This window comes from Pseudomonas serbica, assembly GCF_028823535.1.
Classification (GTDB): domain Bacteria; phylum Pseudomonadota; class Gammaproteobacteria; order Pseudomonadales; family Pseudomonadaceae; genus Aquipseudomonas; species Aquipseudomonas serbica.
This window is the reverse complement of sequence record NZ_JAQIYM010000008.1, coordinates 24,147-39,622: the sequence shown is the minus strand read 5'-3', so window position 1 is coordinate 39,622 and position 15,476 is coordinate 24,147. Positions and strand designations below refer to the sequence as shown.

Genomic DNA, 15,476 nt, shown 5'->3' with positions numbered 1-15,476 from the left:
TAGCGTGAAGCCTTTACGAACCAGGAAGATTGCCATGTCGCTAATGCTTACTCCCGAAAACACTCTGCCAGTCGATGGTGTGGCCGGTACCTTGATCGGCCGTGCCTGGGTGCCGGGCCAAATCGCCGGACCTTCGCCGATCGTCCTGCGCGCTGACGGCGTATTCGACCTGTCGGAGCGTTTCGCGACCTTGAGTGACTTGCTGGAATCCGATGCTCCGCTCTCGGCGGTACGCGACACGCCCGGGATTTTCATTGCCAGTGTCAAAGACCTGCTGGCCAACACCGGCCCCGACGCCGACCCCTCCAGAGCTTATTTGTTGCCCCCCCTGGATCTGCAAGTGATCAAGGCGGCCGGCGTGACCTTTGCCGCCAGCATGATCGAGCGAGTGATCGAGGAGCAGGCTGGTGGCGATGCCGCCAAGGCTGAAGCGGTGCGGGCCACTGTGCAGGGCGTGATCGGCGACAACCTGCGCTCGATCGTTCCAGGCTCGGAACAGGCCATGCGCTTGAAAGCCTTTCTGATCGAACAAGGCATGTGGTCACAGTATCTGGAAGTGGGTATCGGTCCGGACGCGGAAATCTTCACCAAGGCACCGGTCCTGGCCTCTGTCGGCAGCGGCAGCCGGATTGGCATTCACCAAGGTTCGCAGTGGAACAACCCGGAGCCGGAAGTGGTGCTGGCGGTAAACAGCCGCGGGCAGATTCAGGGGGCAACCCTGGGCAATGACGTCAACCTGCGCGACTTCGAAGGCCGTAGTGCGCTGTTGCTCAGCAAGGCCAAGGACAATAACGCTTCCTGCTCGATCGGGCCTTTCATCCGCTTGTTCGACGAGCACTTCAGCCTGGACGACGTCCGCGCCTGCGTGGTCGACCTTGAGGTGCAAGGCGAGGATGGTTACCGGATGCACGGATCGAGCTCCATGAGCCAGATCAGCCGGGACCCGCAAGACCTGGCCGGCCAGACCCTCAACGCCAATCACCAGTACCCCGATGGCTTCCTGCTGTTTCTCGGTACGCTGTTCGCCCCTACCGAAGATCGCGATCATGTCGGCAGCGGGTTCACCCACAAACTGGGTGACCGGGTGCGTATCAGCAGCCCATTGCTTGGCAGCCTGCACAACCAGGTGACCCACAGTTCCGAGGCAACGCCTTGGACCTTTGGCGTGAGTGCCTTGCTGCGCAACCTGGCTGCCCGTGGACTGCTTGCACGCTGAACCACGACAGATTGCCGATTCATCCAATGACAAGAGAGAAATGAATCATGAGTGATACGCCTGGACGTCGCCTGCGCAGCGAGCAATGGTTCAATGACCCTGCCCACGCCGACATGACTGCCCTGTATGTCGAACGCTACATGAACTACGGCATGACCCGTGAAGAGCTGCAATCGGGCCGCCCGATCATTGGCATCGCCCAGACTGGCAGCGACCTGACCCCGTGCAACCGTCATCATCTGGAACTTGCGCAGCGGGTCAAGGCGGGCATTCGTGATGCCGGCGGCATTCCCATGGAATTCCCTGTCCATCCCATCGCCGAACAGTCACGCCGGCCTACGGCTGCACTGGACCGTAACCTGGCTTATCTGGGGCTGGTGGAGATTCTCCACGGCTATCCACTCGATGGTGTCGTCCTCACCACCGGTTGCGACAAGACCACCCCGGCCTGCCTGATGGCCGCCGCCACCACTGATCTTCCTTCCATTGTCCTGTCGGGCGGGCCGATGCTCGATGGCCACCACAAAGGTGAACTGATCGGCTCGGGCACCGTACTCTGGCATGCACGCAACCTGATGGCCGCCGGGGAAATCGATTACGAAGGCTTCATGGAAATGACCACCGCGGCCTCGCCCTCGGTGGGCCACTGCAACACCATGGGCACCGCCTTGTCGATGAACGCCCTGGCTGAAGCCCTGGGCATGTCGTTGCCGGGTTGCGCGAGCATTCCGGCGCCTTACCGTGAGCGCGGACAAATGGCCTACGCCACCGGCAAGCGCATCTGCGAATTGGTCATGCAGGATGTGCGTCCGTCGCAGATCATGACCCGTGAAGCCTTCGAAAATGCGATCGCCGTGGCCTCGGCACTGGGGGCATCGAGTAACTGCCCGCCTCACCTGATCGCCATCGCCCGCCATATGGGCGTCGAACTGAGCCTCGATGACTGGCAACGCATCGGCGAAGACGTACCCTTGCTGGTCAACTGCATGCCGGCAGGCAAATACCTGGGCGAAGGTTTCCATCGTGCGGGCGGCGTACCGGCCGTGATGCATGAGCTGCAGAAAGCCGGGCGCCTGCACGAAGACTGCGCCACGGTCAGCGGCAAGAGCATCGGCGAAATCGTCAGCAGCACACTGACCAGCAACGCCGACGTGATCTACCCCTTTGAAACGCCACTCAAGCACCGCGCAGGTTTCATTGTGCTCAGCGGTAACTTCTTCGACAGTGCGATCATGAAGATGTCGGTGGTGGGTGACGCGTTTCGCAAGACCTACCTGTCTGAACCGGGCGCGGAAAACAGCTTCGAAGCGCGCGCGATCGTGTTCGAAGGACCGGAGGATTACCACGCCCGGATCGATGACCCGGCGCTGGACATCGATGAGCGCTGCATTCTGGTCATTCGTGGCGCAGGCACCGTGGGCTACCCAGGCAGTGCTGAAGTCGTGAACATGGCCCCTCCGGCCGCGCTGATCAAGCAAGGCATCGACTCGCTGCCCTGCCTTGGCGACGGTCGCCAGAGCGGCACTTCAGCCAGCCCTTCGATCCTCAATATGTCACCCGAAGCTGCCGTCGGTGGTGGCCTGGCGTTACTCAAAACCAACGACCGCCTGCGCGTGGACCTCAACGCACGCTCGGTCAACCTTTTGGTCGACGAGACCGAAATGGCCCGCCGCCGTGCCGAGTGGACACCCAACATCCCGGCCTCGCAAACCCCGTGGCAAGAGCTGTACCGGCAACTGGTCGGCCAGCTCTCCACTGGCGGCTGCCTGGAACCGGCCACCCTGCATTTGCGGGTCATTGCCCGAAGTGGAGGCGAGCCACGGCATTCGCATTGACGGCTTTGATGTGGGGTCTGCTAGCGGAGACGACTTGACTGTCGAGCAGAGTTCTACGCCTCTGCGAGCTCACGCCCGTTCAGTGCATTGCCGATCGAAACTGCGCCGTGCATCAGGCCCCAGTGTCATCCCCTACGGCAGGCGTCGCCGCCGTGCCAGCCAAGAGGCCACCGTCGATATTGAACTCACTGCCCGTGATGTACGTCGCCTCATCCGAGGCCAGCAACAGCGCCACCGCCGCAACCTCTTCGGGCATGCCGAACCTTCTCAGCGGTGTATCTCGAACCAGCGCATCCATTCGCGCCTGACGATCTGAGCCCGTGCCCAACATGGGTTCCCACATGGGTGTGAGGATGGCCGCTGGATGAATGGCGTTGCAGCGCACGGTGAGCCCTTGCTCAGCGCAGTAAAGCGCCACCGTCTTGGTGTGATTACGCACTGCACCCTTGGACGACGCATAGGCCGCTGCGCCCGGAATACCGACCAGGCCAGAGCGAGAGGAGATGTTGATGATGGAGCCTGCTCTGTGAGGCCGCATGGAGCGAATGGCGTACTTGCACCCCAGGAACACCCCGTCGAGATTGGTCTGGTGAACCGCGTGCCAGTCCTCCAGGCGCGCGTGCTCCGGGTCATGCCGCACGGCACCGTGCTCAAATCCGGTAATGCCTGCATTGTTCACCAGCACGTCCAGTCTGCCGCGCTCCTCCAGGATGAGCGTCGTCACTCGCAACCAGTCTTCCTCGCGTCGCACATCAAGGCGCAGATAGCGGGCGCGATCACCGAGTGAATCTGCAACGGCTTTACCGAGGTCGTCATTGATATCGGTAACGTAGACAAAGCAATCCTCCTGGGCGAAGAGTCGCACAATCGCTGCGCCGATCCCTTGGGCGGCACCGGTCACGATCGCCGTCTTTGAAGTGAGTTTGCCGGCCATGAATGCTGATGCCCTCCTACCAGGCTTGGTTGCCAAATCGTTCCCGAGTATAGACGGCCTCGGTGAAACGCCAGCGGGCGCAGCGTATGGCGCGACCACGCCGTACTCCCCTCCTTCGCCGCGCCGGTGTTTCGTGTCCGCGCTTGGCGACTATTCAGGCGGATCGATCTGATCCAGCACCCGGTTCGCGGTGATTTCCGCCAGCATCACGCTGTTGGAAATGCCCAGCAGCGCGTTGCGCGACCCACCGTCCAGATGATCGACCAACTGGTGCACCATCACATCGACCGACGCCAATGTCTCGACCAGAAAAACCATCAGGGTTTCGCTGGTGGCTTGCGGGTCGACGCTAAACAGCGTGCCGGGGGTGCGCGGCGTGGCCTTGATGTCGGCGGTCGAGGGGAAATGGAAATCGAGGGCGCGTTCGGCGGCTTCGTTGAGTTTGTTTGAATCGGGTTCGTATGGGGACGCGGGATCGGTGTCCGGCGGGTTTGGCGTTACCTTTAACATGTTTTGGATTCCTGAATTGGGCCGTCACCCATCCCTACTAAAGAAGGGGTGGCAGCTGTACGCAGGTTAGTAGACCGGGGAATCCAAGAAACCGGCGCGCCCAAGGGCGCCCTACGTACAGCCACCATCAGAATGCAGGCGCAATGCCTGATTGCTGGAAGCGTTGTACGTCTTGGATTAAAACCACCGAGCTACTAAACCCGATCACTGATGGGCAGTGACGCGAATCAAGGTACCGAGCAGCCCCAAGGCGCACAAGCCGGCGGATTCTGGCGTACCCGTAGGCAACGACGCAAGGTCTTGTAGCTTTCAGGAAGTAAGGTGTAGGGCGCTTAAACAGACACTTAAACAGCCACCTCACCTCCAGGTCACCAGCACGTCCACCACACCAAAGGTGAACGGTATCCCCACCCCTTCGAGTCTAAAGACATACTGGTTCGCTAGCGCCAACACGGGCAGATCTCGGGCAGGCTGTTTGCTCGCTATACTCACTCGCCCGGGTCGATCCAGACGCCCATTCCCCAAATCCGCGACACCGGTGAAACAGGAGCGAAGGCCATGACAGTCAAGCGAATGGACAACGTGCTGATCGTTGTCGACGATCTCGAAGCGGTGAAGGCGTTTTTTATCGAGTTGGGCCTCGAACTTGAGGGCCAGGCCACCGTTGAAGGGCCTGCTATCGGCAAGCTCATAGGGCTTGAAGATGTGCGAGCCACCCTCGCCATGCTGCGCACAGCCGATGGCCAGGGCGTTGAGCTGGACAAATTCCACACGCCAGACGCCGTCAGGTTCGGGCCTGTGAATACACCCGTGAACGCGCTGGGTCTTCGTCGCATCATGTTTGCCGTCGATGACATCGATGCGGTCGTTGCGCGGATGCAGGCCCATGGCGCAGAGCTGATTGGCCAGATGCAGTACGAGACATCGTACCGGCTCGCCTATATTCGGGGGCCTGAGGGCCTCATCGTCGGGCTTGCCGAGAAATCAACGCCTGAATAAAGGATCGAGCACCACGTAAAACCATTTGATCACATCGATTGAACCTCGGCCGACACCCGATCCTCGGATACTAAAACGCCCATAGGTGATGACATGGCAACCGAGGATACGCTTCTGCGCCAGCGCAAGGTGCTCGCCAAATTCGGCGAGCTGGCCCTGGCGTCAGATGATCTGGAGCACATTCTCAACGAGGCTTGTCGTTTGGTCGGCGATGCCCTCCAGACCAATATGGCCAAATTCATGCTGCTGCAAGAAGACGGCATCACCTTCCTGGTGCGCAATGGTGTGGGCTGGGCACCCGATGTGGTCGGCAAAGTCCGGGTACAAGCTCACGAGGGCACTCCGGAGCGGCATTCGCTGGACACCAACGGGCCGGTGATATCGACGGACAGTTCGTCAGAAACGCGATTCCGTTATCACGACTTTCAAATAGCCAACGGGGTGAAAGCCTTTGTCAACGTGCTTGTCCACGGCGCTGACGGAGAACGTCCTTTCGGGATCTTTGAAGTCGATAGTCGGGTTCCCCGCCAGTTCACCGACAGCGATATCGATTTTCTCAGGGGCTATAGCAACCTGCTGGGCGCCGCGCTGAAGCGTTCGAAAACCATGTTAGCCATGCGCTTGACCGAAAAAAAACTGCGTGAAAGCGACAGGCATTACCGCATCGCCGCTGAGCTCAACCCACTCTGGCCCTGGACGGCGGATACCAAGGGCGACCTTATTTCCATTGATCAGCGCTGGTTGGAATATACCGGTTTGACGCCTGAGCAAACGTTAGGGCGTCAATGGGCCAATGCGGTTCATCCTCAGGATAAAGCGTCATTGATCCAGCTTTGGAACCAATCATTGACCTCCTTGCAACCTTTCGACTCGCAGATCCGATTGCGCAAACACACGGCAGATTACCGATGGTTCAGGATCCGCGCGCTGTGTAGCCTCGGCATCGATGGACGCTGCGAACAGTGGTACGGCACCATTGAGGACATCGATGATCGTGTGCAGCTGGAGAGCGCGTTGCGTGACTGGAACGACCTGCTCGAAGATCGCATCGTCCAGCGCACCCAGCAGCTTGAAACCGAACAGCACGAACGCGCGATGGCCGAACTCAAACTTCGGCAAAGTCAAAAAATGGAAGCGGTCGGTCAGCTTACCGGCGGAATCGCCCATGACTTCAACAATCTGTTGGCTGGCATCATCGGTAACCTGGAATTGATGCAACGGCGAATCGATGCGGGTCGCTACGACGAATTGGCCCGCTATAACGCCGTCGCCATGACGTCCGCCTCTCGCGCAGCCGCCCTGACGCAACGGCTGCTGGCATTCTCAAGACAGCAATCACTCGATCCCGAGCTTCTCGAGCCTCGCAAGGTCGTGGCGGATCTGGAAGACATGATCCGCCGTTCAGTCGGCCCAAGCATCTCAGTGGAGTGTTCATTCAAGGCCAATGACCGTATCAAGTGCGATCTCAACCAGCTGGAAAATGCCCTGCTCAACCTCGCGATCAACGCCCGCGATGCCATGCCCAAAGGCGGCAGGCTGGATCTTCTGGTCGACCGCTGCGTCATTGATCCAGCGTCGTCATCGGACAAAATGATGCCAGCGGGAACCTATGTGCGCATTTCCGTCACGGACTCCGGCACCGGAATCAGTCCGGACATCCTGCCACGCATTTTCGATCCGTTTTTCACCACCAAAAAAATTGGCGAAGGCACCGGGCTTGGCCTTTCGATGATTTATGGGTTTACCCAGCAATCAGGGGGCCAGGCGCGCGTTCACAGCAAAGTCGGTGTAGGAACCACTGTGTCCCTGTATTTTCCCGTCGACCATTCACAACCGGTACAGGCCAACATCCGTTCGGACACGTCCCAAACAGCGCAGGCACCCGGTCATAACGAAACCATTTTGTTGGTGGACGACGAAGCAGCTGTACGCCAGATGGCCGCTGAGCTGTTGAGCGAAACCGGCTACCGCGTCGTGGAAGCGGTGGACAGCGTGTCTGCGCTCAACCAGGCAGAGAAACTGGAACACCTGGATTTACTCCTGACCGATATCGGCTTGCCAGGAATGATGAACGGCATCAGCCTGGCCGCCGAGCTGAAACTTAAACACCCGCAGCTCAAGGTGCTCTACATCACCGGTTTCGCGGGCGGCTCCAGCCTGGTATCGGTTGATGCGACCACCCGGGTCCTGGCCAAACCCTTCAGCCTCAACGAACTCAGTTCACGCGTACATGCGCTGATCCGATCCTGAGGCAGTGGCAATACTTGAGTCCCTGCAATAGACACGCTCGTGCATCGCTCCCTTGGCAAGCCCGCAGCTGTGTCATGAATAGTCAAGCAACTGTCGTCAAATGCGAAGCGCCCCCGAATCGGGGGCTTTTTAATGGGGGTACTAAAAAGTCTCTGGCAATTGAGTCGACGGATCCCACCGCGACCCCTGAGTCACGAGTTGCCTGGTACGCCAGGCAGGAGAATAACAATATGAAATCCGTGAAAAGTCTGCTGGCTGCCATTCCCCTCATGGCGCTGGCCATCGATGCCAACGCCTATGTATCGAGTCAGGAAGCCGCCCGGCTGGGCACCAGCCTGACATCGGTGGGTGCCGAAAAGGCCGGCAACGCCGATGGCTCCATTCCGCCCTACAGCGGTGGCCTGACCACTGCCCCGGCCAGTTTCAAGGCCGGCGACAGCATGCGCCCTGACCCCTTTGCCCACGAAAAACCGCTGATGGTGATCAACGGCAAGAACGTTGACGCGTACGCGGGCATGCTGACTGCCACCACGATAGAGCTGGCCCGGCGCTACCCCGGCTTTCGCGTCGACGTGTATCCGACCCACCGCACGGCATCGCTGCCACAGGCGGTCCTGGACAATAGCCGCACAAATGCCACCAACGCCAAAACCCTCAACGGCGGGACCGCCATCGACAATGTGATGCCCGGGGTGCCGTTCCCGATCCCGCAGTCAGGCGCCGAGGCGATGTGGAACTTCCTGCTGCGCTACCAGGGCGTCAACATCCATTCCAAGTACGACTCCTGGAGCGTGGACACGGCAGGCGTACCGAGTCTGGCCGTCACCGGCGAGGCTTTCGTCTCGTTCCCGATCTACGAGAACATGTCGAAGCCGTTCAACAGCTCGGACATTTACTATCAGTTGAAGCTGTCCTACACCGGGCCTGCGCGCCGAGCCGGCGAGTCGATCATGCTCAAGAACGCCACCAATCCCAAGGAGTTTCCCGGCCGTGCCTGGCAATACATGCCGGCCCAGCGCCGAGTCAAGCAGATTTCGATCCTGGCCTACGACACCCCCAACCCCGGCACCGCCCGTGCACTGGAGCTGTATGACTGGACGCTGGTAGGCAAGCGGGAAATGATCGTGCCCTACAACACCTACAAACTCACCTACGCTCGCGACGCAAAATCGTTGACCACCCCCGATTTCATCTCACCGGATTTCGTGCGCTGGGAAAAGCACCGCGTCTACGTCGTGGAAGGCAACCTCAAGGCCGGTGCCAAGCACATCTACCAGAAGCGCCGCTTTTACCTGGATGAAGATACCTGGGCCGCCGTGGCGTCCGATCAGTACGACACCCGTGGCAAGCTGTATCGTGGTTCCTTCGCGTTCTTCAGCCAGAGCTATGACCAGCAAGTCCCGGATGCCACCCCGTTCATGACTTACGACTTGTCGCGTGGCACCTACAACATCAATGGCGTGGTCGGCCCCCATGGCGGCATCCGCTACATCGAGCCACTCTCGACGGCGCAGTGGGTGCCGGAGTCCATGGCGGGGACTGGTATTCGTTAGGGTTTCCAGTTGCGGCTCCCTGATCATTTCGCGCGACTGCGCAACCTGAAAGATCGAGGTGGTCCAGGGTTTGCGTACGACCATTGCGAGGCTGTTCGACACTGCACTATCGGGCCTCGCCGACGGGCGTCCGCACTCAGTAGGGTCCGACTGCGGCAAACGATCCCGTGCGCACTTCCCCGCTGCGCACGTATCGGCTGATCAATACACCGCCAGGGGTGCTGATCGACTTCTCCAGCGTGAAAGCCCGAGGCTTGTGCATTGTCGTCGAACAGGCGCTTGCCGCGCCCCAGGACAACAGCTGTTGTGCCAATTCAGCCAATCGGGTCGATGGGTGGAAAGCGGCAACGATGAGCTCACGCATACTGTTCTCCTGATTTGTCCTCGTTCAGGGAACGTCGGCCCGAATGCTTTCCCTACCCCATAGTCGAATGGGACTGTGTGAATTCGACAGCGGTTGCTCGTAACGCTCGCGCGACATACTGTTTCAGCCCAACGCGATCGCAAGCAGTCAATGTCATCACCACAAACAAACTATGGGGATCATCTCGTGAGCAAAGCGTCTTATGTTCCGCCCAAGGTCTGGAAACACAACGCGCCGTCTGGCGGCCAGTTCGCCAACATCAACCGCCCGGTTGCCGGCCCGACCCATGACAAGACGCTGCCGACAGGCAAGCATCCGTTGCAATTGTATTCGCTGGCCACGCCGAATGGCGTGAAGGTGACCATCCTGCTGGAAGAGCTGTTGGCGCTTGGGCATGGCGATGCCGAGTACGACGCCTGGCTGATCCGTATCAGCGAGGGTGAACAGTTCTCCAGCGGCTTCGTCGAGATCAACCCGAACTCGAAGATACCGGCGCTACTGGACCGCAGCGTCGAGCCGCCGATCCGCGTCTTCGAATCCGGTTCGATCCTGCTCTACCTCGCGGAAAAGTTCGGCGCCTTCCTGCCCACCGATCCTGCAGGGCGCACCGAAACCCTGAACTGGCTGTTCTGGCAGATGGGTGCGGCCCCGTATCTGGGCGGCGGCTTCGGGCATTTCTACGCCTACGCGCCGGAAAAACTCGAATACCCGATCAACCGCTTTGCGATGGAGACCAAGCGTCAGCTGGATGTCCTCGACCACCGACTTGCGCAAAGTCCCTACCTGGCCGGTGATGTCTACACCATCGCCGACATCGCGGTGTGGCCCTGGTACGGCCAGTTGGTGCGCGACAATGTGTATTCGGCTGCCGAGTTTCTATCAGCCCACCAGTACACCCATGTGCAGCGCTGGGCGGAAGACATCGCCAACCGGCCTGCGGTCATCCGTGGCCAGCGCGTCAACCGGACGTGGGGGGATGAGGCGAGCCAGGTGCCTGAACGGCATCAGGCGCACGATCTGGACTGAAAACCTGGGCAGGTCCCGCGCTATCAAGGCGCGGGATGTATCTCCAGATAACGACCGACCGCATCGTCTATGGTGGGGAAAAACGCTGACTCGCCAAACCGGGCGAAAAGCCCGAAGCGCTTGAGCTTGTCCTTGACCGGGTCTTTCATTTCCGCCACGCACAGCTTGATACCCGCCGCGTGCAAGGTTTCGTCCAGTTCCGCCAACATGTCGGCGGAGGTGACGTCCACACTGGTGACCGGCTCTGCCGCCACGACCAGCCAGCGCACCGGCGTGGGCGATGCCGCCACGGCGTTGAGCACGCGCTCGTTGAACAGCTCGGCGTTGGCAAAGAACAACGGCGCGTCCCAGCGGAACAGGACCAGGCCGGGGATCAGGCTTGCGTTCGGGTAACGCTGGATATCGTGGTAGCCCCTGACCCCCTCGGCTTGCCCCAGCACGGTGGAATAAGGTCGCCAGCCATCCCACAGGAATTCGATGACGGCGATCACGATCGCCAGGCCAATGCCCTCGATCGCACCGAACACCGCGACGCCAATGGTACAGGCGATCGACAGCCAGAATTCCCAGCGCTGGATACGATAAATGCGTCGCAGGTCGGTGACTTCAATCAAGCCGATGGCCGACGCAATCACCACCGCTGCCAATGCGCTGTTGGGCAGGTCCTGCAAAAGGTTCGGTGCCACCATCAGCAACAGGGCCACCGCCAGTGCGCCGACCACGCCGGTCAACTGGGTCTTGGCGCCAGCCGCTTCGGCTACGGGCGTGCGCGAGGAACTGCTGCTGATGGGAAAACCCTGGAAAAAACCCGCCGCCAGATTGGCGAAGCCAAGCCCGGCCATCTCCTGGTTCGGGTCGACAAAGGTACGGGTACGTGCTGCATAGACTCGCGAGAGCACGCTGGTGTCGGCGAACGAGACAAGGGCGACGGCGCAACCGCCGATGATGACCGGAACAATGTCGGCGCGGCTGATCCAGGGGATGGCGAACGCCGGCAACCCTTGTGGAAGCGTACCGAGGACCGACACGCCAGCGCCCGTGGCAAGGTCCAGCACATCCACAGCGACGGTCGCGCCGACCACGGCGATCAGGATGCCCGGGATACGCTTGTTGCCTTTGAGCAGCAGGATCACCGCCAGCGTGGCGGCCCCCACCATGAAGGTGGTCCAGTTGGTCTGGCCCTCCATCACCCCGGAGGCGATGGCCCACAGGTTTCTGATCGGGCCGTCGGACTCGATCGAAAAACCGAAGATCTTCGGCAATTGACTGATCAAGACCGTCACGGCGATCCCGTTCATGTAGCCGTAGCGGATCGGCTTGGAAAGCAGTTCCGTGATGAAACCCAGGCGGGCAATGCCGGCCAGGATGCACACGACTCCCGACACGATCGCCATCATGCCCGCCAGGGCGACAGCGCGTTGAGGGTCGCCCCCCGACAGTGGCAGGACGACAGCGAGGATAACCGCAGCCAGTGAGGAATCCGGACCCAGTACCAGAATCCGGCTGGGTCCGAACAGGGCATAAGCGATCAGCGGGACAATGGTTGCGTACAGCCCATAGATGCCGGGTACGCCCGAGGCCACAGCGTAGGCGATGCCAACAGGTACCAGCATCGTGGTGAGCACCAGCCCGGCCATGATGTCGTGGCGCAGCCAGGCCATCTGGTACTCGCGCAGCATCCGCAGCCCAGGCAGCCAACGACTCCAGCCGACGCTGGCGCCGCTGTCGCGACGAGCAATACGACCCGGCTCCGGGGTAGGCGGCAAAGCATCCGAATGGCGCATGGGACTGTGACCCTTGAGTGTCCGACCTGGATGTGACTAAACGCTGCCCATCAGAATTTTTCGGGAATGTGCCGCAGCGGATAATCCGGTTCGCGGTAACCGCCAGCCTTCTGCCGTTTGGGCAGGACCACCTTCTCACGCACGACATCCTCATAAGGAACGCGGCTGAGCAAATCGCAAATGATGTTCAGGCGCGCGCGCCGCTTGTCGTTGGAGTTGGCCACCAGCCAGGGGGCATGTTCGGTATCGGTCGCCTGGAACATGTCGTCACGCGCCCGCGAATAGTCATACCAGCGGCTGTATGACTTGAGGTCCATGGGCGTCAGTTTCCAGATCTTGCGCCCATCCTTGATGCGCGCCTCGAGCCGGCGAGTCTGTTCCTCAGGGCTGACTTCCAGCCAATACTTGAGCAGGATCACGCCGGAGTCGACAATTGCCCGCTCCACGTTGGGCGCCGTTTTCAGAAACCCGGCCACCTGCTCCTTGCTGCAGAATCCCATCACCCGCTCGACGCCCGCACGGTTGTACCAACTGCGATCGAAGATCACCACTTCGCCCGCCGCCGGCAGATGTGGCAGGTAACGCTGGACATACATCTGGCTTTTTTCCCGATCCGTCGGTGCCGGCAGCGCCACCACGCGAAACACCCGCGGGCTCACGCGTTCGGTAATCGCCTTGATCGTCCCGCCCTTGCCGGCCCCGTCGCGCCCCTCGAAGACAATGCAGATCTTGATGCCCTTGGCTTTTACCCATTCCTGCAGTTTGACCAGTTCGACGTGCAGCAGGCGCAGTTGCTCCAGATACTCCTTGTTCTTGAGCTTCAGACTTTCAGCGGAATATCCCTTTGCGGCTTTCTTTTTGTCCTTTGCCATGGGGCAACACCTCAAAAACAAGTTATCGACGGGTAAACAATGTCATGGCTGGCGGCTCAACCACCGAGCGCGATGATCGCGACGATCAGGACGGCACCGGTCACCGCCATCGCAACGCCACCCAGCAAGGGTTTTGCTCCGGCATAGCGCGCGAGTATCCAGCCGGCGATGAACAGCACCACCAGCCCGACCAGGTTGGACAGGCGTACGGCAAGCGCGGTCTGGTCGAGTAACAGAAACGGCACCACGAGGGGAAACGTCGAAGCCACCACCAACAGGAACACTCCGATCGCGCCCTTGATGTCGTCCCAGGTGAGACGCGGCTGTACCGAGGTACTGGCATAGTTGATCAAGCGCAGCCGCAGCGACTCCAGTTCTTCGGGGCCGGCCGCCGCAACGAGACGCGGTGGCAGCGCCTCGGCAATCAGCGCCTGCCCGGTGGCCGCATCCGCTTTGCCGCGCAGGGCTGCGAACAGCGTGCGTTTGCGCGTGTGTTCGATCAGGGTTCGCAGCAAGTACATCACCGCGTCGGCAAGTCCCCAGGCCAGGTTGCACCCCAGCGCGGCGAACATCATCGTGCGTTCATCCTCCTGGCCCGCCGTGGCCACGCTGATCGTTCCGGTGAAGGTCATTGCCATGAGCAGGCCAAAGATCACTTCCGTCACCCGATCGACCGGATCCAGGACGCGTGCCCGCTTTTGCTCTCCTGTGCCTTGCATGCTGTCATCCTCGCCACGGCCGCGTCAGCGTGAGGCCCTTTCAGACAGGTATGCAGGCCAAGGCACCGGTCTTGTTTCACAGGGCGGTTTCAACAGGATTTGAGTGTAGTTTGAAAAGTTTTTTTCGCTGCCGATTCAAACCTGAGCCAGCACGCCTAACGATTGAACCTGAGGTCCAAGGAAATGTTCGTGAGCAGCGCTTCCCCTGTCCGAACTCGATGCCGCCCTGCCCGGCCAGGCGCCTTCTCGACGTTCATTTCGCGGATCAAACTGGATGTGCTCGATCTGGATGTGCTCATGGCCTTTGCCGATGAACATGAAGACGATGCCAGCGCCTGGTTCTAGCCGAGTTCAGGCTTACTGCCAGGTGGCTTCGGCGACCCGCATGAAGTTATCGCCGAATATCGCGTTGATGTCAGAGTCTTGATAGCCAAGCCGCTCGAGTGCCTGCGCGATCTCTGGCAATTTTTCAGGTTGTAGCTGGGTTTGTGCGCTCACGCCCCCATAGAACGCCTTCGGCCACCAGGCTTCTTCATTTTCGCCTGCAGGCAGGTCGTTCACACCTGGACAGAGTTCGGTATCAAGGCCCAGGCCAATATGGGCTGTACCAACGCGTTCCGCCAAATAGTCAATCTGGCGCACAAAAGCCATCACGGACGCCTCAGGGTCACCCAGAAATATTCCCAGTCCCGTCAAGCCGATAACCCCGCCTGTGGCGGCGCAGGCCAGTATCTGTTCGTCATCGACAGTCCGTGGATGATCAAACACGGCTTTGACATTGGTATGGGAAAAAACCACCGGGCGCCGGGACAACTGCATGATTTCAAGGCTGGAACGCTTGCTGGTATGTGAGCAGTCCATGATCACGCCAGCGGTGTTTATCGCCGCCACAATGTCACGTCCAACGCAAGAAAGTCCGAAATCCGCGCCGTGACAGCCACCTGCGCAGCTATTGTCCCGGTTATAGGCCAGCAGTATCTGCTTGACCCCAAGGGAAGCGAACAACGCGACCATCGCGGGATCCTGCAGAAGCATGTTCGAGCCTTCCAGATCAAACGACACCGCCAACTTTCCTTGCTGCCGCGCACGCTGGATGTCAGCGACATTACCCACCAACACCAGTCTTTCCGAGTGATGAGCGATCCGGTTCCTGAAGCCCGCAATGACCTGCATCACCGTAGAAAAGGGTGTCATGTCCATGCCGACGTTTAGCGAAACATGGTGAAATCCAGCTTCCTGATAGCGAAGGAGCGCAGACAGGTCCTGGTTGGGAAGCAACGGAAGGCAGGCATGGGCTTCCCACCTGATCCCCCCAGCACCTGTCGAATACGAATCAGTGACTGCCTGTCCCACGCCGAACTCCAGATGTAATGGGTGTACGCAAAATGAATTTTTATATCACCCCAACCCGATA

The 15,476-nt window shown here is 60.1% G+C and carries 13 protein-coding genes and 1 pseudogene; 7 read left to right on the top strand and 7 right to left on the bottom strand.

Annotated features, from left to right (window positions below; translation table 11 throughout):
* Positions 1 to 34: 34 nt before the first annotated feature.
* Both NQL71_RS14280 and NQL71_RS14275 read left to right on the top strand, forming a co-directional pair.
* Positions 35 to 1,216 (top strand): fumarylacetoacetate hydrolase family protein, encoded by a 1,182-nt coding sequence (locus NQL71_RS14280; RefSeq protein ID WP_046819280.1) that lies wholly within the window; start codon positions 35 to 37, stop codon positions 1,214 to 1,216.
* 47 nt (positions 1,217 to 1,263) lie between these two features.
* Positions 1,264 to 3,051 carry an IlvD/Edd family dehydratase gene (locus NQL71_RS14275; protein ID WP_274642855.1) on the top strand — a complete coding sequence of 596 codons (1,788 nt, stop codon included), beginning with the start codon at positions 1,264 to 1,266 and terminating at the stop codon, positions 3,049 to 3,051.
* Between the two features lie 112 nt (positions 3,052 to 3,163).
* Here the strand turns inward: NQL71_RS14275 and NQL71_RS14270 are convergent, their stop codons facing one another.
* A complete protein-coding gene (locus NQL71_RS14270) occupies positions 3,164 to 3,985 on the bottom strand; it encodes an SDR family oxidoreductase (protein WP_046819282.1) in 822 nt (273 codons plus the stop codon).
* A gap of 150 nt (positions 3,986 to 4,135) precedes the next feature.
* Positions 4,136 to 4,495: a DUF6124 family protein gene (locus NQL71_RS14265; protein WP_248686750.1), complete on the bottom strand. Its 360-nt coding sequence runs from the start codon at positions 4,493 to 4,495 to the stop codon at positions 4,136 to 4,138.
* Between the two features lie 558 nt (positions 4,496 to 5,053).
* Here NQL71_RS14265 and NQL71_RS14260 point away from each other — a divergent pair.
* The 3 genes from NQL71_RS14260 to NQL71_RS14250 all read left to right on the top strand — a co-directional run bounded on the left by NQL71_RS14260 (position 5,054) and on the right by NQL71_RS14250 (position 9,297).
* Entirely contained in the window at positions 5,054 to 5,494 is a 441-nt protein-coding gene (locus tag NQL71_RS14260; protein ID WP_343228876.1) for a VOC family protein, read from the top strand.
* A 93-nt stretch (positions 5,495 to 5,587) separates the two neighbouring features.
* Complete coding sequence (locus NQL71_RS14255; RefSeq protein ID WP_248686752.1) at positions 5,588 to 7,744, top strand: ATP-binding protein; 2,157 nt, start codon at positions 5,588 to 5,590, stop codon at positions 7,742 to 7,744.
* 230 nt (positions 7,745 to 7,974) lie between these two features.
* Positions 7,975 to 9,297 (top strand): DUF1329 domain-containing protein, encoded by a 1,323-nt coding sequence (locus NQL71_RS14250; protein WP_046819286.1) that lies wholly within the window; start codon positions 7,975 to 7,977, stop codon positions 9,295 to 9,297.
* Between the two features lie 136 nt (positions 9,298 to 9,433).
* On the opposite strand, the pseudogene NQL71_RS14245 reads toward NQL71_RS14250, so the two are convergent.
* Positions 9,434 to 9,596, bottom strand: a pseudogene (locus NQL71_RS14245) (dihydrofolate reductase family protein); the annotation flags it as partial.
* A gap of 251 nt (positions 9,597 to 9,847) precedes the next feature.
* On the opposite strand from NQL71_RS14245, the gene yghU reads away from it, so the two are divergent.
* On the top strand, positions 9,848 to 10,687 hold the full coding sequence (gene yghU / locus NQL71_RS14240; RefSeq protein ID WP_274642853.1) for a glutathione-dependent disulfide-bond oxidoreductase: 840 nt from the start codon (positions 9,848 to 9,850) through the stop codon (positions 10,685 to 10,687).
* A gap of 23 nt (positions 10,688 to 10,710) precedes the next feature.
* Here yghU and NQL71_RS14235 read toward each other — a convergent pair whose 3' ends face one another.
* From NQL71_RS14235 to NQL71_RS14225, 3 genes are read right to left on the bottom strand one after another with little or no spacing between them, the layout of a single operon-like run.
* On the bottom strand, positions 10,711 to 12,471 hold the full coding sequence (locus tag NQL71_RS14235) for a SulP family inorganic anion transporter (protein WP_248686754.1): 1,761 nt from the start codon (positions 12,469 to 12,471) through the stop codon (positions 10,711 to 10,713).
* 50 nt (positions 12,472 to 12,521) lie between these two features.
* Positions 12,522 to 13,343 carry a polyphosphate kinase 2 gene (gene ppk2 / locus NQL71_RS14230; RefSeq protein ID WP_046819289.1) on the bottom strand — a complete coding sequence of 274 codons (822 nt, stop codon included), beginning with the start codon at positions 13,341 to 13,343 and terminating at the stop codon, positions 12,522 to 12,524.
* A gap of 56 nt (positions 13,344 to 13,399) precedes the next feature.
* On the bottom strand, positions 13,400 to 14,062 hold the full coding sequence (locus tag NQL71_RS14225) for a VIT1/CCC1 transporter family protein (protein WP_077183346.1): 663 nt from the start codon (positions 14,060 to 14,062) through the stop codon (positions 13,400 to 13,402).
* Positions 14,063 to 14,251: 189 nt separating this feature from the next.
* Between NQL71_RS14225 and NQL71_RS14220 the strand changes: the two genes are divergently transcribed.
* Positions 14,252 to 14,407, top strand: coding sequence for a hypothetical protein (locus NQL71_RS14220; protein ID WP_160309960.1), 156 nt, complete (start codon positions 14,252 to 14,254; stop codon positions 14,405 to 14,407).
* A gap of 12 nt (positions 14,408 to 14,419) precedes the next feature.
* On the opposite strand, the gene NQL71_RS14215 is transcribed toward NQL71_RS14220, so the two are convergent.
* Entirely contained in the window at positions 14,420 to 15,415 is a 996-nt protein-coding gene (locus tag NQL71_RS14215; protein WP_274642852.1) for a membrane dipeptidase, read from the bottom strand.
* Between the last annotated feature and the right edge of the window lie 61 nt (positions 15,416 to 15,476).